This is a genomic window from Sphingomonas flavalba, assembly GCF_004796535.1.
GTDB classification, from domain to species: Bacteria; Pseudomonadota; Alphaproteobacteria; order Sphingomonadales; family Sphingomonadaceae; genus Sphingomonas_L; species Sphingomonas_L flavalba.
In genome coordinates this window covers 15,874-40,140 of the sequence record NZ_SPHY01000013.1, presented here as the reverse complement: position 1 = coordinate 40,140, position 24,267 = coordinate 15,874, and the positions used below count along the sequence as shown (strand labels likewise).

Annotated in this window: 21 protein-coding genes; 13 read left to right on the top strand and 8 right to left on the bottom strand. The window is 68.8% G+C overall.

Translation table 11 applies throughout. The annotated features are described in order from the left end of the window. Window positions 1-6 precede the first annotated feature (6 nt). From nuoL to E4A53_RS11830, 7 genes are read left to right on the top strand one after another with little or no spacing between them, the layout of a single operon-like run. A complete protein-coding gene (gene nuoL, locus E4A53_RS11860; protein ID WP_136163329.1) occupies window positions 7-2,022 on the top strand; it encodes an NADH-quinone oxidoreductase subunit L in 2,016 nt (671 codons plus the stop codon). Between the two features lie 4 nt (window positions 2,023-2,026). Continuing rightward, a complete protein-coding gene (locus E4A53_RS11855) occupies window positions 2,027-3,562 on the top strand; it encodes an NADH-quinone oxidoreductase subunit M (RefSeq protein ID WP_136163328.1) in 1,536 nt (511 codons plus the stop codon). Continuing rightward, window positions 3,559-5,031, top strand: coding sequence for an NADH-quinone oxidoreductase subunit NuoN (nuoN, locus tag E4A53_RS11850; RefSeq protein ID WP_136163327.1), 1,473 nt, complete (start codon window positions 3,559-3,561; stop codon window positions 5,029-5,031). Before E4A53_RS11855 ends, nuoN begins: the two co-directional genes overlap by 4 nt. Next, a complete protein-coding gene (locus tag E4A53_RS11845) occupies window positions 5,031-5,735 on the top strand; it encodes a biotin--[acetyl-CoA-carboxylase] ligase (RefSeq protein WP_136163368.1) in 705 nt (234 codons plus the stop codon). The genes nuoN and E4A53_RS11845 overlap by 1 nt, the downstream gene beginning before the upstream one ends. Before the next feature lie 9 nt (window positions 5,736-5,744). After that, window positions 5,745-6,527, top strand: coding sequence for a type III pantothenate kinase (locus E4A53_RS11840; protein ID WP_136163326.1), 783 nt, complete (start codon window positions 5,745-5,747; stop codon window positions 6,525-6,527). 48 nt (window positions 6,528-6,575) lie between these two features. After that, a complete protein-coding gene (locus tag E4A53_RS11835; RefSeq protein WP_136163325.1) occupies window positions 6,576-8,216 on the top strand; it encodes a ribonuclease J in 1,641 nt (546 codons plus the stop codon). After that, complete coding sequence (locus E4A53_RS11830) at window positions 8,213-8,503, top strand: DUF1467 family protein (RefSeq protein WP_136163324.1); 291 nt, start codon at window positions 8,213-8,215, stop codon at window positions 8,501-8,503. The genes E4A53_RS11835 and E4A53_RS11830 overlap by 4 nt, the downstream gene beginning before the upstream one ends. A 6-nt stretch (window positions 8,504-8,509) precedes the next feature. Here the strand turns inward: E4A53_RS11830 and E4A53_RS11825 are convergent, their stop codons facing one another. Continuing rightward, complete coding sequence (locus E4A53_RS11825; protein WP_136163323.1) at window positions 8,510-10,774, bottom strand: coiled-coil domain-containing protein; 2,265 nt, start codon at window positions 10,772-10,774, stop codon at window positions 8,510-8,512. Between the two features lie 83 nt (window positions 10,775-10,857). On the opposite strand from E4A53_RS11825, the gene E4A53_RS11820 reads away from it, so the two are divergent. The 4 genes from E4A53_RS11820 to E4A53_RS11805 all read left to right on the top strand — a co-directional run bounded on the left by E4A53_RS11820 (window position 10,858) and on the right by E4A53_RS11805 (window position 14,954). Beyond that, on the top strand, window positions 10,858-11,160 hold the full coding sequence (locus E4A53_RS11820) for an Hpt domain-containing protein (protein WP_136163322.1): 303 nt from the start codon (window positions 10,858-10,860) through the stop codon (window positions 11,158-11,160). A gap of 123 nt (window positions 11,161-11,283) precedes the next feature. Continuing rightward, window positions 11,284-12,468 carry a hypothetical protein gene (locus E4A53_RS11815; RefSeq protein WP_136163321.1) on the top strand — a complete coding sequence of 395 codons (1,185 nt, stop codon included), beginning with the start codon at window positions 11,284-11,286 and terminating at the stop codon, window positions 12,466-12,468. A 36-nt stretch (window positions 12,469-12,504) separates the two neighbouring features. Further along, the gene (locus E4A53_RS11810) at window positions 12,505-13,611 is read left to right on the top strand and encodes a DUF2336 domain-containing protein (protein WP_136163320.1); all 1,107 of its coding nucleotides are present in this window, start codon (window positions 12,505-12,507) and stop codon (window positions 13,609-13,611) included. Beyond that, the gene (locus E4A53_RS11805; RefSeq protein WP_136163319.1) at window positions 13,608-14,954 is read left to right on the top strand and encodes a sensor histidine kinase; all 1,347 of its coding nucleotides are present in this window, start codon (window positions 13,608-13,610) and stop codon (window positions 14,952-14,954) included. The genes E4A53_RS11810 and E4A53_RS11805 overlap by 4 nt, the downstream gene beginning before the upstream one ends. A gap of 47 nt (window positions 14,955-15,001) precedes the next feature. Here E4A53_RS11805 and E4A53_RS11800 read toward each other — a convergent pair whose 3' ends face one another. Continuing rightward, window positions 15,002-16,288 (bottom strand): citrate synthase, encoded by a 1,287-nt coding sequence (locus E4A53_RS11800; protein WP_136163318.1) that lies wholly within the window; start codon window positions 16,286-16,288, stop codon window positions 15,002-15,004. A gap of 24 nt (window positions 16,289-16,312) precedes the next feature. Continuing rightward, window positions 16,313-17,716, bottom strand: a complete 1,404-nt coding sequence (gene gltX, locus E4A53_RS11795; RefSeq protein WP_136163317.1) for a glutamate--tRNA ligase — start codon at window positions 17,714-17,716, stop codon at window positions 16,313-16,315. A gap of 46 nt (window positions 17,717-17,762) precedes the next feature. Here gltX and E4A53_RS11790 point away from each other — a divergent pair, with 46 nt between their 5' ends. Then, window positions 17,763-19,862, top strand: coding sequence for a ComEC/Rec2 family competence protein (locus E4A53_RS11790; protein WP_136163316.1), 2,100 nt, complete (start codon window positions 17,763-17,765; stop codon window positions 19,860-19,862). A gap of 6 nt (window positions 19,863-19,868) precedes the next feature. Here E4A53_RS11790 and E4A53_RS11785 read toward each other — a convergent pair whose 3' ends face one another. The 5 genes from E4A53_RS11785 to aroQ all read right to left on the bottom strand — a co-directional run bounded on the left by E4A53_RS11785 (window position 19,869) and on the right by aroQ (window position 23,139). Next, window positions 19,869-20,330 (bottom strand): group III truncated hemoglobin, encoded by a 462-nt coding sequence (locus E4A53_RS11785; RefSeq protein ID WP_136163315.1) that lies wholly within the window; start codon window positions 20,328-20,330, stop codon window positions 19,869-19,871. A gap of 151 nt (window positions 20,331-20,481) precedes the next feature. After that, window positions 20,482-20,826 (bottom strand): arsenate reductase (glutaredoxin), encoded by a 345-nt coding sequence (arsC, locus tag E4A53_RS11780; RefSeq protein WP_136163314.1) that lies wholly within the window; start codon window positions 20,824-20,826, stop codon window positions 20,482-20,484. A 3-nt stretch (window positions 20,827-20,829) separates the two neighbouring features. Next, window positions 20,830-22,179, bottom strand: a complete 1,350-nt coding sequence (gene accC, locus E4A53_RS11775) for an acetyl-CoA carboxylase biotin carboxylase subunit (RefSeq protein ID WP_136163313.1) — start codon at window positions 22,177-22,179, stop codon at window positions 20,830-20,832. 4 nt (window positions 22,180-22,183) lie between these two features. After that, window positions 22,184-22,669, bottom strand: coding sequence for an acetyl-CoA carboxylase biotin carboxyl carrier protein (gene accB, locus E4A53_RS11770; RefSeq protein ID WP_239018282.1), 486 nt, complete (start codon window positions 22,667-22,669; stop codon window positions 22,184-22,186). A 35-nt stretch (window positions 22,670-22,704) separates the two neighbouring features. Next, a complete protein-coding gene (gene aroQ, locus E4A53_RS11765) occupies window positions 22,705-23,139 on the bottom strand; it encodes a type II 3-dehydroquinate dehydratase (protein WP_136163312.1) in 435 nt (144 codons plus the stop codon). Window positions 23,140-23,222: 83 nt separating this feature from the next. On the opposite strand from aroQ, the gene thiS reads away from it, so the two are divergent. Then, a complete protein-coding gene (gene thiS, locus E4A53_RS11760) occupies window positions 23,223-24,227 on the top strand; it encodes a sulfur carrier protein ThiS (protein WP_136163311.1) in 1,005 nt (334 codons plus the stop codon). Window positions 24,228-24,267: the final 40 nt, after the last annotated feature.

Below are 24,267 nucleotides of genomic sequence, written 5' to 3'. Positions count from 1 at the left end.
CGCGGCGTGATCCAGCTCATTGTCTTCCTGCCGCTGCTCGCGGCGCTGATCGCCGGGCTCGGTAACCGGGCGATCGGCAATACCGCCGCCAAGGCGGTGACGACCGGCGCGCTGCTGGTGTCGTGCGCGCTTAGCTGGCCGGTATTCATCGGCTATCTCGCCGGGGATGGCGCGGCGACCGTGGTGCCGGTGCTGCAGTTCATCCATTCCGGCGACCTGATGGTCGACTGGTCGCTGCGCGTCGACACGCTGACTGCGGTGATGCTGGTCGTCGTCACCAGCGTGTCGGCACTCGTCCATGTCTACAGCTGGGGCTACATGGCCGAGGACCCCAGCCAGCCCCGCTTCTTCGCCTATTTGTCGCTGTTCACCTTCGCGATGCTGATGCTGGTGACGTCCGACAACCTGATCCAGATGTTCTTCGGCTGGGAAGGGGTGGGCCTCGCGTCTTACCTGCTGATCGGCTTCTGGTACGAAAAGCCATCGGCCAACGCGGCGGCGATCAAGGCGTTCGTCGTCAACCGCGTCGGCGACCTTGGCTTCATGATCGGCATCTTCGCGACCTTCATGGTGTTCGGCACCGTGTCGATCCCCGCGATCCTGGAAGCAGCGCCCGGCATGGTCGGTACCACCATCGGCTTTGCCGGCGGACGGTTCGAGGTGATGACCGTCATCTGCCTGCTGCTGTTCCTCGGCGCGTGCGGCAAATCGGCCCAGCTTGGGCTCCACACCTGGTTGCCCGACGCGATGGAAGGCCCGACGCCGGTTTCCGCGCTGATCCACGCCGCGACGATGGTCACCGCCGGCGTATTCATGGTCTGTCGCCTGTCGCCGATGTTCGAGGCAAGCGAGACGGCGCTGACCGTCGTCACCGTCGTCGGCGCGGCGACCGCGCTGTTTGCGGCGACGGTCGCCACCGTCCAGACCGACATCAAGCGGGTGATCGCCTATTCGACCTGCAGCCAGCTCGGCTACATGTTCTTCGCCGCCGGTGTCGGCGCCTATGGCGCGGCGATGTTCCACCTGTTCACTCACGCCTTCTTCAAGGCATTGCTGTTCCTTGCCGCCGGCTCGGTCATCCACGCGATGCACCATGAGCAGGACATGCGCTATTACGGCGCGCTCAGGACGCGCATCCCGGTCACCTACTGGGCGATGATCGCCGGTACGCTGGCGATCACCGGCGTCGGCATCGCCGGGGTGTTCGGTTTCGCGGGCTTCTACTCCAAGGACGCGATCCTCGAGGCGGCCTTCGCCAGCGGCACCGAGGTGGGGCGCACCGCCTTCGCCGTCGGCGTCGTCGCCGCGCTGCTGACCAGCTTCTATTCGTGGCGGCTGATCTTCATGACCTTCTTCGGCCCGGCGCGCTGGACCCAGAGCGAACACATCCAGCATGCGCTGCACGACGCCCATCACGGCGAAGCCCACGGGCACGACCACGCGGCGGTGGACGGAACCGGCGGTTATCATCCGCATGAAAGCCCGCTCAACATGCTGGTGCCGCTGATCGTGCTGTCGCTGGGCGCGGTGTTCGCCGGCTTCGTGTTCGTCGGGCCGTTCCTTGATGCCGAGCAGGGTGTTGCCTTCTGGCAGGGCAGCCTTTCGTTCGACGCGCATTTGATGCACGAAATGCATCTGGTGCCGACCTGGGTGAAGCTATCGGCCACGGCGGCGATGCTGGCCGGCCTGCTGGTCGCCTGGGCTGCCTATATCCGCTCGCCGGATTTTCCGGCGAAGTTCGTCGACCATTTCCGTGGGTTGCACAATTTCCTGATCCACAAATGGTATTTCGACGAGTTGTACAATCTGGTCTTCGTCAAGGGCGGTTTTGCGCTGGGCCGGCTGATGTGGCGCCGGGGCGACCAGGGCACGATCGACCGCTTCGGCCCCGACGGGATGTCGGCGGTGGTGGCACTGTCCAGCCGGCTGAACGCGCGGATGCAGAGCGGCTATATTTACACCTATGCGCTGCTCATGCTGCTCGGCCTTGCCGGCGCGGCGGCCTGGTTGATCGCGAGCTAACGGCATGAACGGCATTCCCATTCTTTCGATCATGCTGCTGGTGCCGATGGTGGCGGCGCTTGCATGCCTCTACGCGTCTGCCGGCAACGCGCGGCGCATCGCGCTTGGCGCGACCCTGCTCGACCTGGCGCTCGGCGCGCTGATGTGGGCGCAGTTCGACGTGTCCGGCGCGGCACCGCAATGGCAGTTCGTCGAGTTCCACCCGATCTTCGGTCGCTTCGCCTGGGCGCTCGGCATCGACGGCATCGCGTTGATGCTGATCATGCTGACCGTGTTCCTGATGCCGATCTGCATCGCCGCGTCCTGGCAGTCGATCCAGAAGCGAGTGCCGGAATATATGGCGCTGTTCCTGGTCGTCGAAGTGCTGATGATCGGCACCTTCTCGGCCCAGGACCTGTTCCTGTTCTATATCTTCTTCGAGGCCGGTCTGATCCCGATGTATCTGATTATCGGCATCTGGGGCGGGCCGAGGCGGATCTACGCCAGCTACAAGTTCTTCCTCTACACGCTGCTCGGCTCCGTGCTGATGCTGATCGCGATGCTGTGGATGGCGCACGAGGCGGGGACGACCGAGATCCCGGTGCTGTTGAACCACAACTTCCCGGTCGGGGCGCAGAACTGGCTGTGGCTGGCCTTCTTCGCTTCCTTCGCCGTCAAGGTGCCGATGTGGCCGGTCCACACCTGGCTGCCCGACGCGCACGTCGAGGCGCCGACCGCCGGGTCGGTGATCCTGGCCGGCGTGATGCTGAAGCTCGGCGGCTACGGTTTCATCCGTTTTTCGGTGCCGATGTTCCCCCAGGCGTCCGAGGCGCTGATCTGGGTGATCCTGTCGCTGTCGATGATCGCCGTCGTCTACACCTCGCTGGTTGCGCTGGTGCAGGCGGACATGAAGAAGCTGATCGCCTATTCGTCGGTCGCGCATATGGCGATCGTCACCATCGGCCTGTTTGCCTTCAACCAGCAGGGGCTGGAAGGGGCGATGATCGTCATGCTCAGCCACGGGCTGGTGTCCGGCGCGCTGTTCCTCTGCGTCGGCGTAATCTACGACCGGCTGCACACGCGCGAGATCGATCGTTACGGTGGGCTGGCGGAGAATATGCCGCGTTATGCGCTGTTCTTCATGCTGTTCACGATGGCGTCGATCGGCTTGCCGGGGACCAGCGGCTTCGTTGGCGAGCTGCTGTCGCTGATGGGCATCTATCAGGTCAGCAGTATCGCGACCGTCGTCTGCACCACCGGCATCATTCTGGGCGCTGCCTACATGCTCTACCTGTATCGCCGCATTGTCTTCGGTGCGCTGACCAAGCCCGACGTGAAGGCGATGCCCGACCTGTCGAAGCGCGAGATCGCGTTCCTGCTGCCGATCGCGCTGGCGGTGCTGTGGATGGGTATTTACCCGGAAAGCTTCTTGCGGCCGATGCGCGCCGACGTGGCGACGCTGGTCGCCCGGGTGGCGCAGGCCAAGCCGATCGGCGACGCGCAGCTTGCCGTATCCACTGTCGAGCCGGCTGATGCTGGTGCTGAAGGGGCGCATCAATGACCTACGCCGCTTCGCTGGCGCTGACCTTGCCGGAAATGATCCTTGCCGGCGGCGCGCTCGTGTTGCTGATGATCGCGGCTTTCGCCGGCGACCGTTCCGCCCGCGCCGTCCACTGGCTGGCGGTGGCGCTGATCGCTGCCGCCGGGCTGGCGTTGCTCGGCCCGGCCGGGAACGGCGGCGACGCCTTTGGCGGCCTGTACCGCGCCGATCCGTTCGCGGCCTTCGCCAAGTTGCTGATCTATGTCGCGGCGGCGGTCTCGCTGGCGATGGCGCCCGATTTCTTCGCGCGCGACACGACAGGCGGGCCGCAAGGGCAGCTTCGCGCCGAATATCCGGTGCTGATCCTGCTCTCCGCCGTCGGCATGGGGATGATGGTGTCGGCGGTCGACCTGCTGACCCTCTATGTCGGGCTGGAGCTGCAGAATCTGGTCGCCTACATCCTGGCCAGCTTCATGCGCAACAACACGCGCTCGGCCGAGGCGGGGCTGAAATATTTCGTGCTGAGCGCGCTGGCCAGCGGCATTCTGCTCTACGGCATCTCGCTGCTCTACGGTTTCACCGCAACCACCGGCTTCGACGGCATCGCGGCGGCGGTGGCGACGCAGGTCGAGGGCGGCGGGCTGGGCGCGGGGACGCTGATCGGCCTGGTGTTTCTGCTCGCCGGGATCGCGTTCAAGATCGCGGCGGTGCCGTTCCACATGTGGACGCCGGACATCTACGAAGGCTCGCCGACCCCGGTCACAGGCTTCTTCGCCTCGGCGCCGAAGGTGGCGGCGATGGCGCTGTTCGTCCGCGTGACCGTCGAGGCGCTTGGCCCGGCGACGGACGCCTGGCGGCAGATCATCATCTTCGCCGCGCTCGCCTCGATCCTGCTCGGCGCGTTCGGCGCGATCGGCCAGGGCAACATCAAGAGGATGCTGGCCTATTCCTCGATCAACAATATCGGCTTCGCGCTGATCGGCCTGGCGGCGGGGACCGAGGCGGGGGTCGCCGCGGTGATGAGCTACATGGCGATCTATATCGCTATGACGCTCGGCAGCTTCCTTGTCGTCCTCCAGATGCGCGATGCGGATGGCCGCCCGATCGAGACGATCGCCAGCCTGTCCGGCCTGTCGCAGTCGCGGCGCGGGCTGGCGGCGGCGTTCGCGATCTTCATGTTCTCGCTGGCCGGCATTCCGCCGCTGCTCGGCTTCTGGGCGAAGTTCCTGGTGTTCGACGCGGCCGTCGCTGCCGGGCTATGGCCGTTGGCCGCGATCGGCATCGCCGCGTCGGTGATCAGCGCCTTCTATTACCTGAAGATCGTCAAAACGATGTATTTCGACGATCCCGCGCCCGCCTATGCTCCGGCGAACAGCGTGCTGGAGGGCGGGCTTATCGCACTGGCCGCGACGGCGGTGTCGCCGCTCGGCTATTTCGCTGTACCCGCACTGGGCGTCGTTACCGCCAGTGCCGCGCGGGCGCTGTTCTGATCCGTTTTCGCACCGTCGCGGTCACCGCTTCGACCAACCTCGACATGATGGCGCTCGCTGGCGACGGTGCCGAGGAAGGACTGTGGCTGCGCGCCGAACGGCAGACGGCAGGACGCGGCCGGCTGGGGCGCGACTGGGTGTCGGCATCGGGGAACCTGTACGCCAGCACGCTGGTGCGCCTGCGCGCCGGCGACCCGCCGCCGGCGACGTTGGCCTTCGTCGCGGCGGTGGCGCTGGATGAAGTGGTCTCGGCCTATGCCGATCCGTCGGTCCTGATCCTCAAATGGCCGAACGACCTGCTGCTCGGCGGTGCCAAGCTGTCGGGCATCCTGCTGGAGCGGACGCACGAAGTGGTTGTCATCGGCATCGGTGTCAACCTGGCGGACCATCCGCATGACCTCGGTCGACCCGTCACCAGCCTCGCCACCGCCGGTTATGGCGCGCCCGATCCCGCGCTGTTCCTGGCCGATCTTGCCGATGCGTTCGCGCGCTGGCTGGCGGCATGGCGGCTGGGCCTTCAGGCCATTCTGGCCCGCTGGCAGGCCCGCGCCCACCCGCGCGGCACCGCGCTTTCGGTCCACCTGCCGGGCTTGGGCCGGCACGAAGGTCTGTTCGCCGGGCTTGACGCCGATGGCGCATTGAGGCTCCGTCTTGCCGGCGGCGCGGAGGAAGTCATCCACGCCGGCGACGTCTTCCTGGTCTAGGAACCCGCGATGCTGCTCGCCATAGATGCCGGAAACACCAACATCGTCTTCGCGCTGTTCGACGGCGACGACATCCGGGCGCGCTGGCGGATCGCCGCCGATGCCCGCCGTACCGCCGACGAATATGCCGTGTGGCTGCACCAGTTGCTGCTGCTGGAGGGGCTGGACCGAGGCGCTATCACCGGGGTCGTGATCGCGACGGTGGTGCCGCGGGCGCTGCACAACCTGCAGGTGCTGGCGCGCAAGTATTTCGGGGTGGAGGCGCTGGTGGCCGGGCGCCCGCCGCTCGCCTGGCCCGTCGTCCTCGACGTGGTCGAGCCGGATACGGTCGGCGCCGACCGGGTGGTCAACGCGATCGCCGCCCATGCCGCCTATGCCGGCGACCTGATCGTCATCGATTTCGGCACCGCCACCACCTTCGACGTGCTCGACTACAAGGGCACGTACAAGGGCGGAGTGATTGCCCCGGGCCTCAACCTGTCCCTGGACGCGCTGGTCGCTGCCGCCGCCAAGCTGCCGCGCATCGCCGTGGCGGTGCCGGTTTCCAGCTCGGTTATCGGGCGAAACACAGAGGACCAGATGTTGATCGGCATCTATTGGGGCTATGTCGCGATGATGGAGGGGATGATCGCGCGGTTGAAGGCGGAGATCGGCCGCCCGGCGCGGGTGATCGCAACCGGCGGGTTGGCGGTGCTGTTCGACGAACATGTCCCGCTGTTCGATGCGGTGGAACCCGATCTGACCATCAAGGGGCTGGCGATGCTGTATCGGCAGGCCCATATAGGCGGGTGACACATGCGCCGCCGTGATGCGGGCGCCACCAGAATAAGAAAGAATTGGATGACACCGGAAAACGAGCTGATCTTCCTCGCCCTCGGCGGATCGGGGGAGATCGGCATGAACGTCAATCTCTACGGCTGCCAGGGCAAGTGGGTGATGGTCGACTGCGGCCTGACCTTCGCCGACCCCGGCTATCCGGGCGTGGAACTGATCCTGCCCGACCTGAGTTTCATCGAGGAACGGGCCGGCGACCTGCTCGGCATCGTCCTGACCCACGGGCATGAGGACCATATCGGCGCGCTGCCCTATCTGGCTGCCGACCTGGGCGTGCCGCTCTATGCGACGCCGTTTACCGCCGGACTGATCCGCGGCAAGCTGGACGAGGAGGGGCTGGGCAACCAGGTCAAGCTGCATGTCGTCGAGAATGGCGGCCGTGTCGCCCTTGGCCCGTTCGGTTTTCGCTACGTGCCGCTTGCCCATTCGATCCCCGAGGGCAACGCGCTGCTGATCGATACCCCGCACGGCCGGATATTCCATACCGGCGACTGGAAGATCGACACCGATCCGCTGCTCGGCACGCCGGCCAGCGCGGCCGACCTGACCGCGATCGGCGACGAAGGGGTGCTGGCGCTGGTCTGCGATTCGACCAACGTGTTCAACGGCGAGGCGTCCGGTTCCGAAGCCGGGGTGCGCGAGGGGCTGGCGAAGGTGATCGGCGAGGCGAAGGGCCGGGTGCTCGTCACCACTTTTGCCTCCAACGCCGCGCGATTGCAGACGCTGGGCGAGGTGGCGCGCGACACCGGGCGCCAGTTGTGCGTCGCCGGGCGCTCGCTCGACCGCATCCTGCGCGTCGCGCAAAGCGTCGGCTACATGAAGGATTTCCCGCCGCTCGTCGATTTCGACGAGGCGATGCGCCTGCCGCCGCGCGAGGTGCTGATCGTCGCCACCGGCGGGCAGGGCGAGACGCGCGCCGCGCTGGCTCGCATCGCCTTCGGCCAGCACCAGATCAAGCTGTCGGAAGGTGACCTGGTGGTGTTCTCTTCCCGCCAGATCCCTGGCAACGAGATGGCGATCGGCCGCATCCAGAACACGCTGGCCGCCGCCGGCGTCGAGATGATCACCGAGCGGCAGGCGCACGTCCATGTTTCCGGCCACCCCGGCCGGCCGGAACTGGAAATGATGTACAAGTGGATCAGGCCGGACATCCTGGTTCCGGTCCACGGCGAGATGCGGCACATGGCCGAGCAGGCGCGCCTGGGCAGCGCGCTTGGCGTGCCGAACGTGGTGGTGCAGGACAACGGCACGATGATCCGCCTGGCGCCTGGCAAACCGACCGAGATCGGGCGCGAGCGCACCGGCCGGCTGGTGCTGGACGGCGACGTCATCCTGCCGGCGGACGGCACGACGATCAACGAGCGGCGGCGGATCGCGGCGAACGGCCAGATTTCCGTCGCGGTGGCGCTGAGCGGCAAGGGACGGCTGGCGGCGGACCCGGAAATCCGGCTGCAGGGTATTCCGGTCGAGGAGGATCGCGACGCCTTCGTCGACGATGCGCGCGACGCGGCCGCTGCCGCCGCCGTGACGGGCGAGCGCGACGAGGACCGGCTGCGCGAGGCGATCCGGCTTGCCGTCCGCCGTCGGGCGACCGAGTGGACGGGCAAGAAGCCGGTCGTCGACGTCCTGCTGTTGAGGACCGCATGAATCTCTACTCGATCGTCGCGATCTGGTCGTTGTTCTGGGTGCTGTGCGCCTTTCTGGTGATGCCGTTCAGCGAAAAGACCGACGAGGAGGCGGGGGCCGAGAAGATTCCGGGGCAGGCGGACAGCGCGCCGCATAATTTCCGCCCCGGCCGCATCATCCTGCGCACGACAATCCTGTCGTCGCTGCTGTTCGGCCTGTTCTACCTGAATTACGTCAATGGCTGGGTCGGCACCGAAGACATCAACCTGTTCAAATACGACCGAGCCGCCGCCGCGCACGGCGACTGACACCGATCAGTTGCGCAGCCGCTCGATCGCCTGGGTGAGCGCAACATAGAGCTTGCCCATGTCCGACGACAGGATGGTGACGCCGAGCGGCGAGCCGTCGCGGCTGTTGAGCACGGTGCGCAGCATCGATTCGAAGTCGTGGACGTAGCGGTTGACCTGTTCGCGGAATTCCGCGTCCTCTTCGTAATGGCGCAACACTTCGCGCGCTTCCGCCGCGTCGAGCAGGCGCACGGCGCGGCGGGTGAAGACGCCGCGGTCCCCCTTCAGATAGGCCGCCCAGGCGCTGTCGGTCACGTCGTTGGAGAGGATCTTGGTGACGTCGATCGCGGTCGAGTTCAGCGATTCGATCAGCAGCGAGACCCGCCGGGCGAATGCCTCGCGGCTGGTTTCCTCAGCCTCCGTCCGATGCTGTTCGAAGCGGCTGTCGATGTCCGCAGCCGTGGCGGAAAGGGTCAGCATGTGCGCGGCCAGCCGCTGGGACGCCTGACCCGCGGCGTCGACCGCCCGTTCCGCCGCGGTGGCGATCGCTGCCATCTGGGTTTCGATCCGGCTGCTGATCGCCTGTTCGATCGCCTGCTCGCTGGCTGCACCCAGGGCACTGCTTGCCTCCGGGATGATCCGCGCCATCGCTTCGCGGGCGCGCTCGGCCGCCTGCTGAGCGGTATCCCGCACGCGGAGCATCACCTCGATCAGCTGTGGCGCCGACTGGTCGGCAAGGTTGCGCGCCTGCCCATCGGCGGCGGCGAGCGCGTCTGCGAGCTGCTCGGCGCTCTGCCGGCTGCCGGCCAGCCGTTCCGCCACCGCCGCGTCGAGCTGGTCGATCGCCTCGCGCTGCTGGGTCAGCAGCTTTTCGGTTTCGGCGAGCCGGTCGATGGTCGCGCCGGCGACCGCCTCCAGCGCACCGATGTCGGGGGCGAGAGCGCTGATCCGCTCGCTGCTCGCCTGAGTCAGTGCCTGCAACCGGGCGAGCGCGCCGGGCAGCGTCTCGTCGATCTCGCGCGCGCTGGCGTCGAGTGCGGTCAGCAGCGTTTCCGCGCGACCGATCAGGGTTTCGGCGGTGTCGCCGCCGGTCGCCAGCGTTTCCGCCAGCGTTCCGGCATGGCCGGAAAGCGCCGCCACCGCCGCGCCAAGCCGCTCGGTTCGTACCGCGCCGTCGCTGTCGAGCGCGGCCAGTCGCGCTTCTATGTCGGCAAGGCCGTTGCTCAGCCACGAAACGAGCGCGTGGCCGCTCTTGTCGTGCGCCTCCAGCCGAGCGCCAAGGGCATCGACCTCCGCGACGATGGCGGCGACGCGCCGGGCGAGCGATTCGGCGGTTTCGTCGCTGGTGCGCGCCAGCGCCGCCCGCGACTGTTCGACCATCGCCAGCATCGCGCCGCCCTGCGCCTCTATTCCGCGCCGGGCTTCGTCGACCGCATTGACCGTGCGGGCCAGCGCGGCGTCAACCGTCTCGTTCATCCGGCCGGCAGCGTCTTCCAGCCTTGTGCCGGCATCGGCGCCGGTCGATTCGATCTGGCCGAGATGAGCGGCAAGCCGTTCCGCCGCGCCGCCGGCGATGTTGTCCGCCTCCTGCCCGCGCGCGGCGAGGGCGGCGATCTGCGTTTCCAGCGCCTGCGCCTGTTCGAGCGCGCCGGCGCCGGCCGCCTGCAACGCGGCGGCGAGCTGCCGGGTCTGGACCTGCGCCTTGGGCAGGCTGGACAGCAGCACCGCCATGTCGGCGCGGGCGGCTTCCGCCGCGCTGTCCAGCGCGCCGGCGTGGGTGCCGATGGCGTCGGCATCCTCCCGCATCGCGGCGGCGAGCGCGCCGAGCCGCCCGCTCGCTTCCTCGCCGAGGGTGGTCAGCGATTCGGCCTGGGCGGCGAGAGCGCGACGATTATCCTCCAGCCGGGCGCCGAGCGCCGCGACGCGGGCTTCCAGGCGGATCGCCTCGTCCCGCAGCGCGGCGGTGGTTTCGCCGAAGCGCCGCGCTTCGCGCCGGCTGCTCCGCATCAGCAGCAGGTAGAGGACGCCGATCAGCGCCAGCGGCGCGCTGGCCATCGCGATCGCGCCGACCGCGTCGGCCGGTGCCGCCACCGTCGCGGCGGTAGCCCAGGCAGTGAAGCCTAGCCAAGCCAGCGCAAGCAGGGCGCAGAGGACCGCCACAGCGTGGTCGCCGCGCCCGGATCGCGCTTCGTCCGGCGCATAATCCTCCATGACCGGCTCCGTGGCCGGGGCTTCCGCTGCGGGGACCGGTGGGTCGCCCCACAGGCCGACGATCTTCGATCCGCTTGCCATCCGTATTGTGTAACATTTTTCGGGGCGATGGAAACAGGCGGCGGCAACCCCGCGTTAACCCTGCCGCCGTTACAGCACGGGTCATGGCCGTTTATGATCCCGGAGCGCTCGACGCCGCCCTCGCGGCCGCCGTCGGCGACGACCCCTCGCTGGTTGCGGAGCTGCGCAGCGCCTTCATGGACAGCGCCGCCGCCCATATCGACGCGATGAGCAAGGCGGAGAACCCCGCCGACTGGCAGGCCGCCGTCTATCGGCTGAAGGGTCTTGCCGCCAGTTTCGGTGCGACCCGGCTGATGGATGTCGCCGAGCGCGCCGCGACGGCGCCCGCCGGCGATGCCGACGCGATCCGCACCGCCACGCGCGCGATATCGCGGTTCGGCAGCTAGAATCCGATTCGGCCGAGCCGAATCCGGGGCTGCACCATACTCATTTATCGGGACCGGACGCTTTGCAAGCGGCGGCCGAACCGCCTAACGCTGTGCCCCGATGGAAGCGGGGAGTGTCGCGATTTGCTGGCCGGCCTGATCGTTGCGATCGCCGAGGCGGAAGGCGAGGGCGTGCTGCGCGCCGAGCTGCCGCTTGCCGGACAGACATTGATCGAACAACAGGCGCGGTTGCTCGCATCGGCCGGCGCGACCCATCTGGTGCTGCTGGTCGAGCGGCTGCCGCCGGCGCTGCTCGCCGCCGTCGACCGGCTGCGCCGCGACGGACTGAGCGTGGAGATCGCGCGCAACGTCGCCGAGGCGGCCGACCGCGTCCACCCGGAGGAGCGGCTGGTGTTGCTGGCCGACGGCGTCGTCACCGACCGGGCGGTGCTCGACCGGCTGCTCGCCCGGCCGGACAGCGCTGTGCTGACCCTGCCCGACACCCCCGCGCATAGCGAATGGGAGCGGATCGACGCCGACGCGCGCTGGGGCGGGCTGATGCTGCTCGACGGCGCCCTGCTGCGGACGACCGCGGCGATGCTTGGCGACTGGGACCTGCAATCGACGCTGCTGCGGCGGGTGTTGCAGGCCGGCGCGCTGTATGTCGACGCTCCGGCGGGGGTGCTGGCGATGGCCGGCGCGCGGGGCGATTTGCCGGTGATCGAACGGGCGCTGGGCCGCCGCCGCACGGACGCGGGCACCGGGCTGCTCGACCGGATGCTGTTCGCGCCCGCTGCCCGCCTGGCGGCGCCGCTGGCGATGCGCGGGATGTTGGCGCCGGCGTGGTTCGTGTGGGGCGCGGTGGCGCTGCTCGGCGCGGCCGGGGGGCTGGCGCTGATCGGGCGGCCGGGGATCGGCCTTGGCCTTGCGATGCTGTCCGGGCCCGTGGCGGCGCTTGGGCGGCGGATCGCGGCGCTCGGTTGGCGCGACGACGGGGACGGCTTGCGCTGGCGGGATTGGGCGGGGGTGGCGGCGCTGCTGGCACTCGCCTGGCAGCTTTATGCGGGGGGTGCCGGTTGGGGCGTGTTCGCGCTGGCCGGGGCGATACTGGGCCTCGGCCTGGCGCTGATCGGCCACCGCCGCTTCGTCGGCAAGCCGACGGGCGTGCCCGGATGGCTTGCCGATCTGGATACCGCGATCTGGGGCCTGCTGCCGTTCGCGGTATTCGGCGCATGGGTGGCCGGGCTGGTGGCGGTGGCCGGACATATGCTGGCGACCCTGCTGATGATCCAGAAGTTGACGGCGCGAAAGGGAAGCGAATGCCCTTAACGTCGTTTTCACGGCATTGGCGCTAGGGCGGCGGGCATGTCAGTGGTGATCAGCGAGGAGCGGACGCAGCAGGCGGCGCCGGGCGGCGAGCGCCTGCTGGGCGATGCGGCGCGGGCGGCCGAAAGCAGCCACGCCCGGCTGGCCGGCCTGCTGACCGACATATTCCTGCCCGATGCCCACCGCGCCAGCGACCGGACGCGCGCGGTGATGGCGCGGCTGTTCGACCAGCTGGTCGGCGCGGTCGAGGCGGATCTGCGCGCGATCCTGACCCCGCATTTCGAAGGCGAGGCGCCGGACGTCGCCGCCGTACTCGCCAGCGAGCGGGTGGCGATCGCGCTGCCGATCCTGCACGAAACCGGGTTGCTGCGCGACACTGATCTGGTCCAGTTGCTGCTCGTCCGTGCCGAGGAACACCGGGTCGTCCTGGGGCTGCGGCGGATTGCCGAATCCGGACTCGACCCGGCGCCGGTGCTGTCGCCGCCGGACGATGTCGTTGCCGCCGCTGCCGACCATGCGCTGCGGTTGGCCGAGAATGACCGGATCGACGCCGCCTATGAGCCGGTGTTGGCGGCGTCCGACCTGCCCGCCGACCTGCTGCGTCGGGTGATATGGCGGGTCGCGGCGGCGCTGCGCGATTATCTGGTCCGCGCCCGCAATGTCGACCCGGCGGTTGCCGACCGGCATATCGCCGCCGCCGGAGCGGCGCTGCTCGCGGCGCATGATGCCGACGCGACGCTGGAGGCGGCGGCGCTGCGGCTGGCGACGCGCTGGCGGGAGCTGGGGAGCGATGACGATGCCCGGCTGCACCACGCGTTGCGGCAAGGGCGTTTCGTGCTGTTCGCGGCGATGCTGGCGGTGCGTGCCGGGATCGACGTCGATACCGCGACCGCGATGGCGGCGGACAGCGACATCGCCCGGCTGGCGGTGCTGCTGCGCGCCGTTGGCGTCGGCCGCGACACGGCGGTGATGATCCTGTTCGAGATGGCGGCGATCCACGGGCTGGAGGAGCAGCGGCTGATCGCCTGCGCCGACGCCTACGGCCGCCTTGACCCGGCGGCGGCGCGGGCGGCGCTGATGCCGCCGCCGCTCGACCCGGGCTACCGCTCGGCGCTGGCGGCGCTGGCGGTGGAGCGGGCGCCGTGACCGGCTTCGACGCCGTGCATGGCCGTGTCGACGGCGACGGGTTGCTGATCGAGGCCGATCCGCCGCTGGCCACGCTCAACGCCCGCAGCGGCGGCGCGATCGGGCGCGGCCTTGCCATCCCGCGAATCGCCGCCCTGGCGCGGCTGGCGCGCCGGCTGAACATTCCGGTGTCGCGCAGCGTCGTCGTCGCCGACGACGGTCAGGACCTGGAACTGTGGATACGCGCCCGGCCGGACGGCGACGGCGTCGCACTGGCGATCGGCGGCTGGCACCAGCGAGCCGCCCCGGCCGCGTCGCTGACCGAATCCGTCGAGCGCGAGCATGATTTCCTGCGCGCGAGCGCCGACTGGCTCTGGGAGACCGACGAGGCGATGCAACTGGTCGCGGTGCAGCCGGGCGGCAATGGCGTCGACCCGGCGTCGCTGATCGGCGCGCCGCTGACCGGGTTGTTCCGCTTCGTCGAGGATAGCGACGGCACGATGCCGCTGCTTGGTGCGCTGGCGGCGCACCGGCGCTTTTCCGGCCAGCCGGCGGAGATGCGGCCGACCGGCGCCCGCGTCCGGCTGTCGGCGGTGCCGCTGGTCGACGGCGCTGGGCGCTTTTCCGGCTATCGCGGCGCGGCGATCGTCGACGATGCCTGGCTGACGGAGCCGGAACCGGCGCCGGCGGTCAATGACGCGTTCGGCGAGCGGCTGGACGCGGCGCTGCGCCAGCCGCTCGGCCGCATCGTCGCCAGCGCCGAGGGATTGAGCGCGCGGGCCGATGGGCCGCTGCGCCGCGACTATGCCGATTATGCCGCCGACATCGCCAATGCCGGGCGGCACCTGCTGGCGCTGGTCGACGATCTGGTCGACCTGCAGGCGATCGAGCGCGCCGATTTCCAGCCACACCATGACCCGGTCGACCTGGCGGAGCTGGCGCGCAACGCCGCCGGACTGCTGACGATCAAGGCCGGGGCGCGGCGCATCCGCATCGATGCGCCGGGGCCGAAGGAGGCGCTGGCGGCGACCGGCGACTATCGCCGCGCGTTGCAGATCATGCTGAACCTGATCGGCAACGCCATCCGCCATTCGCCGGAAGACGCGATGATCTGGGTGCGCTGCGAGCAGCAGGACGAGATGGCGACGGTGACGGTCGCCGACCAGGGGCGGGGCATCGACCCGGCCGATCACCAGAAGATCTTCGAGAAATTTGTGCGGGTCGCGCCGGAGGATGGGCCGGGCAGCGGCCTTGGCCTCTACATTGCGCGGCGGCTGGCGCGGGCGATGGGCGGCGACATCCGCGTCGACAGCGCGCCCGGGCAGGGCGCCCGCTTCCAGTTCTCGCTGCCGGCGGCGCGGTAAAGCGCGGCACCCCGCCCGCGCCAAACGGACAGGGTGCCTGAGGTGCCTTACCGCTTGTTCAGCGGCACATAATCGCGCTGCGTCGGCCCGACATAGAGCTGACGCGGGCGGCCGATCTTCTGATCGGGATCGGCGATCATCTCGTTCCACTGCGCGACCCAGCCGACGGTGCGGGCGAGGGCAAACAGCACGGTGAACATCGAGGTCGGGAAGCCGATCGCCGACAGGATGACGCCGGAATAGAAGTCGACGTTCGGGTAGAGCTTCTTCTCGACGAAATAATCGTCCTTGAGAGCGATCTGCTCCAGCTCGCGCGCGACGTCGAATACCGGGTCGGTGACGCCCAGCTTGTCGAGCACCTCGTTCGCGGTCTTCTGCATCACCTTTGCGCGCGGATCGTAATTCTTGTAGACCCGATGACCGAAGCCCATCAGGCGGAACGGATCGTCCTTGTCCTTGGCGCGGGCGATATATTCGGGGATTCGCTCCGGACGGCCGATCTCGCGGAGCATGTTCAGCGCCGCTTCGTTGGCGCCGCCATGCGCCGGCCCCCACAGGCAGGCGATGCCGGCAGCGATGCAGGCGAACGGGTTGGCGCCCGACGAGCCAGCCAGCCGGACGGTCGAGGTCGACGCGTTCTGCTCATGGTCGGCGTGGAGGATGAAGATCCGATCCATCGCCTTTTCGATCAGCGGATCGACCTCATACTTCTCCGCCGGCACGCCGAAGGTCATGCGCAGGAAATTGCCGGGGTAGCTGAGCGCATTGTCGGGGTAGAGGAAAGGCTGCCCCAGCGAATATTTATAGGCCATCGCCGCCAGCGTCGGCATCTTAGCGATCAGCCGGTGGCTGGCGATCATGCGCTGGCGCGGATCGGTAATGTCGGTCGAATCATGATAGAAGGCGGAAAGCGCGCCGACCACGCCGCACATGATGGCCATCGGGTGCGCGTCGCGCCGGAAGCCACGGTAGAAGGTCGCCAGCTGCTCGTGCACCATTGTGTGGCGGCTGATCGTGTAGGTGAACTTGTTCAGCTCGTCCGGGCTGGGCAGTTCGTCGTTCAGCAGCAGATAGGCGACCTCCATGAAGGTCGACTGCTCGGCGAGCTGATCGATCGGATAGCCGCGGTGGAGAAGGATGCCGGCGTCGCCGTCGATATAGGTCAGCTTCGATTCGCAGCTTGCCGTGGAGGTGAAACCGGGATCGTAGGTGAAGGCACCGCCCTGGCCGTAGAGCTTGCGGATGTCGACGACATCCGGCCCGACGCTGCCCGATCGCACCGGGAAGGTCAGTTCCTGGTCGCCCAAGGTCAGCTTTGCGCTGGTTTCACCCATGTCGTTCTCCTTGATCAGTCAGATTCACGCCGACGCCGCATCGGCGATGCGCGCCAGCGATTCGTCCCGGCCCAGCAGAACCAGGACGTCGAAGATACCCGGCGAGGTCGTGCGTCCGGTGAGGGCCGCGCGCAACGGCTGCGCCACTTTACCCAGGCCGATGCCGGCCTTCTCCGCAACCTGCCGAATCTGTGCTTCAAGCACATCCGCCGACCAGACCGGCGCGGCGGCAAGCGCATCACGGGCATTGCCCAACAACGTGCGGGCGGCTGCGTCTAGCAGCGCGGATGCCTTGTCGTCGAGAGGAAGCGGCCGGCGGGCGAACAGAAACGCAGCCCCGTCGGCGATTTCATCGAGGGTGCGCGCCCGCGTCTTCAGCGACGGCATTGCCGTGGCGAGCAATCCCTCCTCGGCGCCGGTCAGGCGCGGCGCGACCAAGGCAGCCAGCCGCGCGTCGTCCGCCTCTCGCAGATAGTGGCCGTTCAGATTTTCCAGCTTCTTCAGGTCGAAGCGGGACGGAGAGCGGCCGACGGCGGCGATGTCGAACCATTCGATCGCCTGTTCGCGGCTGATCACCTCGTCATCGCCATGCCCCCAGCCGAGGCGGAGCAGATAGTTGCAGACCGCCTCCGGCAGCATGCCCATCTGGTCGCGATAGGCGTCGACGCCCAATGCGCCGTGCCGCTTCGACAGCTTCGCCCCGTCCGCGCCGTGGATCAGCGGGACATGGGCGTAGGCCGGTTCCGGCCAGCCCATCGCCCGGATGATGCCGAGCTGGCGAAAGGCGTTGTTCAGATGGTCGTCGCCGCGGATGACGTGGGTGACGCCCATGTCGTGATCGTCGACGACCACCGCCAGCATATAGGTCGGCGTGCCGTCGGAGCGCAGCAGCACCATGTCGTCCAGCTCGGCGTTGTTGACCGTCACCGTGCCCTGCACCAGATCTTCGATCGTCGTCGCGCCGTCCGTCTCCGCGCGCAGGCGGACGCTGAACGGGGCGCCGGCCGGCGCGTCGGACGGATCGCGGTCCCGCCAGCGGCCGTCGTAGCGGATCGGTTGCCTGGCGGCGCGCTGGGCCTCGCGCATCTCCGCCAGTTCCTCCGCCGTCGCATAGCAGCGGTAGGCGTTGCCCGATTCGAGCAGGGCGGCGACGACCTCGGCATGACGCGCGGCGCGTTCCGACTGGAAGACGACGTCGCCGTCCCAGTCCAGCCCGAGCCAACGCATGCCGTCGAGGATCGCGTCGATCGCCGCCTTGGTCGAGCGGACCTTGTCGGTATCCTCGATCCGCAGCTTGAACGTGCCGCCGAGGTGGCGCGCATAGAGCCAGTTGAACAATGCGGTGCGGGCGCCGCCGATGTGCAGAAACCCCGTCGGCGACGGGGCGAAACGGGTGACGACGTTGGCGGCTTCGCTGCTTGCGCTCACGCGCGCTTGCTCCCAGGATTCACGGATGGACGGCGATGCCCCTAGCATGGGTTCAGCGACCCTTCAAACAGTTGCGTTCGCACGTATTCGCCATGGCTGGCGGACGGCGATCGCGGCGGTCGAGCGGGGGCTGGAGGCGGAGCGCGACCAGGTGGCGCTGTGGTTGCCCGTTGCCGTTGGCGGCGGCATTGCCGCCTGGTTCGTGTTGCCGGATGCCTGGGAATGGGCGGCGTTCCTGCTGCTGGCGGCGGCGACCGCGCTGGCCGGGCGCTGCCTGCCCGGAACGCGGCTGGGCCGGGTGCTGACCGTCGGCGGGCTGGCGGCGGGGCTAGGTTGCGCGTTGGTCTGGGCGAGCGCCGAGCGGGCGGCCGCGCCGGTACTCCACCGGCCGCTGGTCGCCAGCCTGCTGGTGCGAGTCGATCAGGTGCAGCCACTGGCGGCGCGCAATGCGATCCGGGTAGTGGCGACGCCGATAGGCGCGCCGGCGATGCCGTTCCGCCTGCGCCTGACCATCGCCGAAGCCGACGCACCGGCGCGGCTTGCCGCCGGCGACCGGCTGCGGCTGCGCGCAAGGCTTGTGCCGCCGCAAGCCGCGCCGGTGCCCGGCGCCTATGATTTCGCCCGCGTTGCCTGGTTCCAGCGGGTTGGTGCGACCGGCCGGGCCTTTGCGCCGGTGGAGCGGGTCGGCGTGGGGGCGGAGGGACCCGGGCTTCGCGAGCGGCTGTCCGCCCATATCCGCGCGCGGCTGGCCGGCGGGGCGGGGGCGATTGCCGCCGCGCTCGCCACCGGCGACCAAGGGGCGATGCCCGATGCCGATGCCGACGCGATGCGCCGGTCAGGGCTGGCACACCTGCTGTCGGTCAGTGGCCTGCACATTACCGCCGTCGTCGGCTTTGCCATGCTGCTGGTGCTGCGGGTGCTGGCGCTCAGCCCCCGGCTTGCGCTGCGCTGGCCGCTGCTGCTGATCGCCGCCGGGGCAGGTGCGGTCGCCGGCATCGGCTACACGCTGCTGACCGGGGCGGAGGTGCCGACGATCCGTTCCTGCGTCGCCGCGCTGCTGGTGCTGGCCGCGCTGGCGATGGGGCGCGAGGCGCTGACCCTGCGGCTGGTCGCCGCCGGTGCGCTGGTCATCCTGCTGCTGTGGCCGGAAAGCCTGGTCGGCGCCAGCTTCCAGCTGAGCTTCGCGGCGGTGACGGCGCTGGTCGCGTTCCACGAGCGCCCGGCGGTCAAAGCGCTGCTGGCGCGGCGGGACGAGGGATTTGCCGCCGGCACCGGCCGGTTGCTGCTCGGCGCGTTGCTGACCGGGCTGGTCGTCGAACTGGCGCTGGCGCCGATCGCGCTGGTCCATTTCCACCGGGCGGGGCTGTACGGGGCGCTGGCCAATATCGTTGCGATCCCGCTCACCACCTTCGTCATCATGCCGCTGGAGGCGCTGGCCCTGCTGTTCGATGTCGCCGGGCTGGGCGCACCGTTGTGGTGGGCGGCGGGCAAGGCGCTGGCATTGCTGCTGTGGATCTCCCACGCCGTCGCGGCGGCGCCCGGCGCGGTCGCGATGCTGCCGACGATGGCGCGCGGCGCGTTCGCGTTGATTGTGGGCGGCGGCCTGTGGATGGTCCTGTGGAAAAGCCGGTTGGCATGGTGGGGAGCGATCCCGCTCGCCGCCGGCGCGGCGCTGGCGCTGGCCACGCCGGTGCCCGACCTGCTGGTCACCGGCGACGGCCGCCACGCGGCGGTGCGGGACGGCGGCACGGTGCGGCTGCTGCGCCCGCGGACCGGCGGATATATCCGCGACCTGCTCGCCGAGTCGGCGGGGCTGGACGGGCCGCCGGGGCTGATCGACGACTTGCCTGGTGTCCGCTGTGGGCCGGACAGTTGCATGGCTGAACTGATGCGCGACGGACGGCGGTGGCGAATACTGGCAACGCGTAGTGGCTATTTCCTGCCGTTCGCGCCGCTCGTCCGCGCCTGCGCTGCCGCCGACATCGTGATCAGCGACCGGCGATTGCCGGCGGCGTGCCGGCCGCGCTGGCTAAAGATCGACCGCACGTTCCTCGCGCACAACGGCGGAGTGGCCGTCACGCTGGCGACGGAGCGGGTGGAGACGGTGGCGGCGCTGGCCGGCGCCCATCCCTGGGCCGGCCGTTAGCGCGGATCAGGCGTTGGCGCCCACCGGACCGCCGACACGCCGCGGCGCTTCGCCCCGGTAATGGGCGATGCCGAGTTGAAAGCTTTCGGCGATCCGGTGGGCGCGGTCGGAGAACATCTCCGCTGCTTCGGCGGTTGCGACCTGACGGGCGGTACTGACAAACAAGGCCAGCCAGCGCGCGAAATGCAGGCGGTTGACCGGCAGGACCATGTGCTTGGGCATCGGTGCGCCCTTGAACCGGCCGGTCATCAGCATGACGCCGGACCAGAAATCGCACATCGTCTCGAGGTGGCTGTCCCAGTCCGCGATCCGTTCCTCGAAGATCGGGCCGATCAACGGGTCGTTGCGGACCTCGGCATAGAAGCCGTGGACCAGATCGTGGATCACTTCCTCGGTGATCCCGGCGGCGACGGCCGGCGCGATCGCGCGTGCCCGGCGCTGCAGGATGTCCTCGGATTCGGTGATCATCGGTTCGTCCTCATGCTGCTGAGCCGGCTATCTCACAGGCAAAGATGCATCGTCAATACATGTTTTGATGCGGGCGCACGAAATCGGCGGTGCCGGGGCGGACCGGGATGGCCTGGGCTCCTGCTTTCGCAGGAGCCCAGCGGCGGTGTGTCTATAGAATTTCGCGCACGGTTTCGGGCGGGCGGCAGAGGCGGACGCCCTTGTCGGTTTCGACCAGCGGTCGCTCGATCAGGATCGGGTTGACGACCATCGCGTCGAGGATCGCGTCGTCGTCGGCGCTTTTCAGCCCCAACTCGCCGGCCAGCGCTTCCTTGGCGCGCAGCCCCTGGCGCGGGGTCATGCCGGCGCGGGCGTAGAGCGCGGCCAGTGTCTCACGCGTCGGCGGGGTCGCCAGATATTCGACGACGGTGACCGAGACACCATGCGCCCCGCGCAGGATCTCCAGCGTCTTCCTGGAGTTGCTGCACCGGGGATTGTGCCAGATCGTCGCTTTCATCGCCTAACCTTCCTGCCGGGCCAGCCATTCCTCCAGCCACTTGATCGTGTAGTCGCCGGCCTGGAATTCCGGGTCGTCGAGCAGCGCCTGATGGAGGGGAATGGTGGTCTTGATCCCGTCGATCGCGAATTCCTCCAGCGCGCGTCGCAGGCGGCGCAGCGCCCCGGCGCGGGTGGTGCCGTAGACGATCAGCTTGGCGATCATGCTGTCGTAATAGGGCGGGATGCGATAGCCGGCGTAGAGGCCGCTATCGACGCGCACATGCATTCCGCCCGGCGTGTGGTAGCTTTTGACCAGCCCCGGCGACGGCGCGAAGCTGCGCGGGTCTTCCGCGTTGATCCGGCATTCGATCGCATGGCCGCGGAACTGCACATCCTGTTGGCGCAGGGTCAGGCCGTGGCCGTCGGCGATGCGGATCTGCTCGCGCACCAGATCGAGGCCGGTGATCGCCTCCGTCACCGGATGTTCGACCTGAAGCCGGGTGTTCATCTCGATGAAGTAGAATTTGCCGGCTTCCCACAGGAATTCGATGGTGCCGGCGCCGCGATAGCCCATGTCGGCCATCGCCCTGGCGACGACGCCGCCCATCCGCGCCCGTTCCTCCGGCGTGATGACAGGGGAGGGCGCTTCTTCGAGCACCTTCTGGTGACGGCGCTGCAGCGAGCAATCGCGCTCGCCCAGGTGGATGGCGTTGCCGTTGCCGTCGCCGAAGATCTGGAATTCGATATGGCGCGGATTGCCGAGATATTTCTCGAGGTAGACGGTGGCGTCGCCAAAGGCGGCTTTCGCCTCCGATCCGGCCTGTGCGATCAGGCTGTCCAGCTCGTCCGGGCCGTTGCACACCTTCATGCCGCGCCCGCCGCCGCCGCTCGCCGCCTTGATGATGACCGGATAGCCGATCTCGGCCGCGATCCGGTGCGCTTCCTCGCTGTCCGACACCGCACCGTCGGAGCCGGGGACGAGCGGCAGGCCGAGCTTGCCGGCGGTGTGCTTCGCCTCCACCTTGTCGCCCATCGTGCGGATATGTTCCGGCTTCGGGCCGATCCACACCAGATTGTGCATCTCGACGATCTCGGCGAAGCGGGCGTTTTCCGACAGGAAGCCGTAGCCGGGGTGGATTGCGTCGGCGCCGGAAATCTCCGCCGCCGAGATGATGTTGGGGATATTGAGATAGGAATCGATGGCGGGCGGCGGGCCGATGCACACCGCCTGATCGGCCAGCCGGACATGCATCGCGTCGGCATCGGCGGTGGAGTGCACCGCGACCGTCTTGATCCCCATTTCATGAGCCGCGCGGTGGATACGCAGCGCGATTTCGCCGCGATTGGCGATCAGTATCTTGCTGATGGGCATCGGATCAGCCGACGACGATCAGCGGCTGGTCGAACTCGACGGGCTGACCGCTTTCGACCAGCAGCGCCTTGACCGTGCCGGCGGAGGGCGCGGTGATCGGGTTCATCACCTTCATCGCTTCGACGATCAGCAGGGTCTGACCGGCCGCGACGCTGTCGCCGACGGAGACGAACGCGCGCGCGCCCGGCTCCGGCGACAGATAGGCGGTGCCGACCATCGGCGAGCGGATGGCGCCGGGATGGTCGGCCAGTACATCGCCGGTCGGCGCAGCCTCTGCGGCCGAGGCGGGGGCAGGCGCGGGGGCCGCCGCCGGGACGGCTGCCGCGGCGACGGGCGCCGCCGCGACGGTTACGGTGCGGGCGACGCGGATCGAGCGGTCGCCGTCCTCCACCTCGATTTCGGTCAGTCCGTTTTCGTCGAGCAGTTCGGCGAGCTGGCGGACCAGCGCCGTATCAACGCGCATCGGCGCGGCATCTTTCTTCTCGGTCATGCGACCCTCTTGGTTCCCTGTTGCGGCGTTCCCTGTCAGAGACGGGCGGCCGCGTCCAGCGCGAGCAGGTAGGACAGCGCGCCGAAACCGGCGACCGTGCCTTTCGCCGCACCGCCGACATAGCTGCGGTGGCGGAAGTGTTCCCGCCGGTGCGGATTGGACAGATGCACCTCGATCACCGGGACCGCAATCGCCTTGATCGCATCGTGCAGCGCGACGGAGGTGTGGGTGTAGCCGGCGGCGTTGAGCAGCACGGCCTTCGCGCCCGCCGCATTCGCCTCGTGCATCCAGTCGACCAGATGACCTTCGTGGTTGGACTGGCGGACGTCGACGGTCAGGCCCAGCTCGCGGGCGCGGTCCTCGAGCATACCGGCGATGTCGTCGAGCGTGTCCGCCCCGTATATCTCCGGCTCGCGCAATCCGAGCAGGTTCAGGTTGGGACCGTTCAGCACGTACACGGTATCGGCCATGACAGAAGCGCCTTTCGGTTGCGGCGGTGCGAAGCCGGTTCCTATATGACCCCTCACTCCAACACGCAAAGGCGCAGGATTCGATGAGCGGCGACAGGACGATCAGCATCACGGTCAACGGGGAAGGCCGCCGGGTCACGGCAGGACTGACTATTGCCGGGCTGGCGACCGAGCTGGGCCTGGCGCCAGAGAAGGTGGCGGTCGAGCGCAATCTGGAGATCGTGCCGCGCTCGACGCTGGCGGATGTGGTGATCGCCGATGGCGATTCGCTGGAAATAGTCCATTTCGTCGGCGGCGGCGACAGCGCCCGGCCGGTTGACGAGGACCGCTGGACCGTTGCCGGGCACAGTTTCCGTTCGCGCCTGATCGTCGGCACCGGCAAATACAAGGATTTCGCGCAGAATGCGGCGGCGGTCGCCGCTTCGGGCGCGGAGATCGTCACCGTCGCGGTGCGGCGGGTCAACATCGCCGACCCCAAGGCGCCGATGCTCACCGACTTCATCGACCCGAAGACGGTCACCTACCTGCCCAACACCGCCGGCTGCTTTACCGCCGAGGAGGCGATCCGCACCCTGCGGCTGGCGCGCGAGGCGGGGGGCTGGGACCTCGTCAAGCTGGAGGTGCTGGGCGAGGCGAAATCGCTCTACCCCGACATGCTGGAGACGTTGCGCGCGACCGAGGTCCTGGCGAAGGAAGGCTTCAAGCCAATGGTCTATTGCGCCGACGACCCGATCGCCGCGCGGCGGCTGGAGGATGCCGGGGCGGTGGCGATCATGCCGCTGGGCGCGCCGATCGGCTCCGGCCTCGGCATCCAGAACCGCGTTACCATCCGCCTGATCGTCGAAGGCGCGAAGGTGCCGGTGCTGGTCGACGCCGGCGTCGGTACCGCGTCCGACGCGGCGGCGGCGATGGAACTGGGCTGCGACGGCGTGCTGATGAACACCGCGATCGCCGAGGCGAAAGACCCGCTGCTGATGGCGGCGGCGATGAAGGCGGCAGTCGAATCCGGGCGGCTCGCCTATCGCGCCGGGCGGATGGGGCGGCGGCTGTATGCCGACCCGTCCAGTCCGCTCGCCGGGCTGATCTGACTGGAACAACAGGCGCTGCCCGTCCGTTATGCCGATCTAC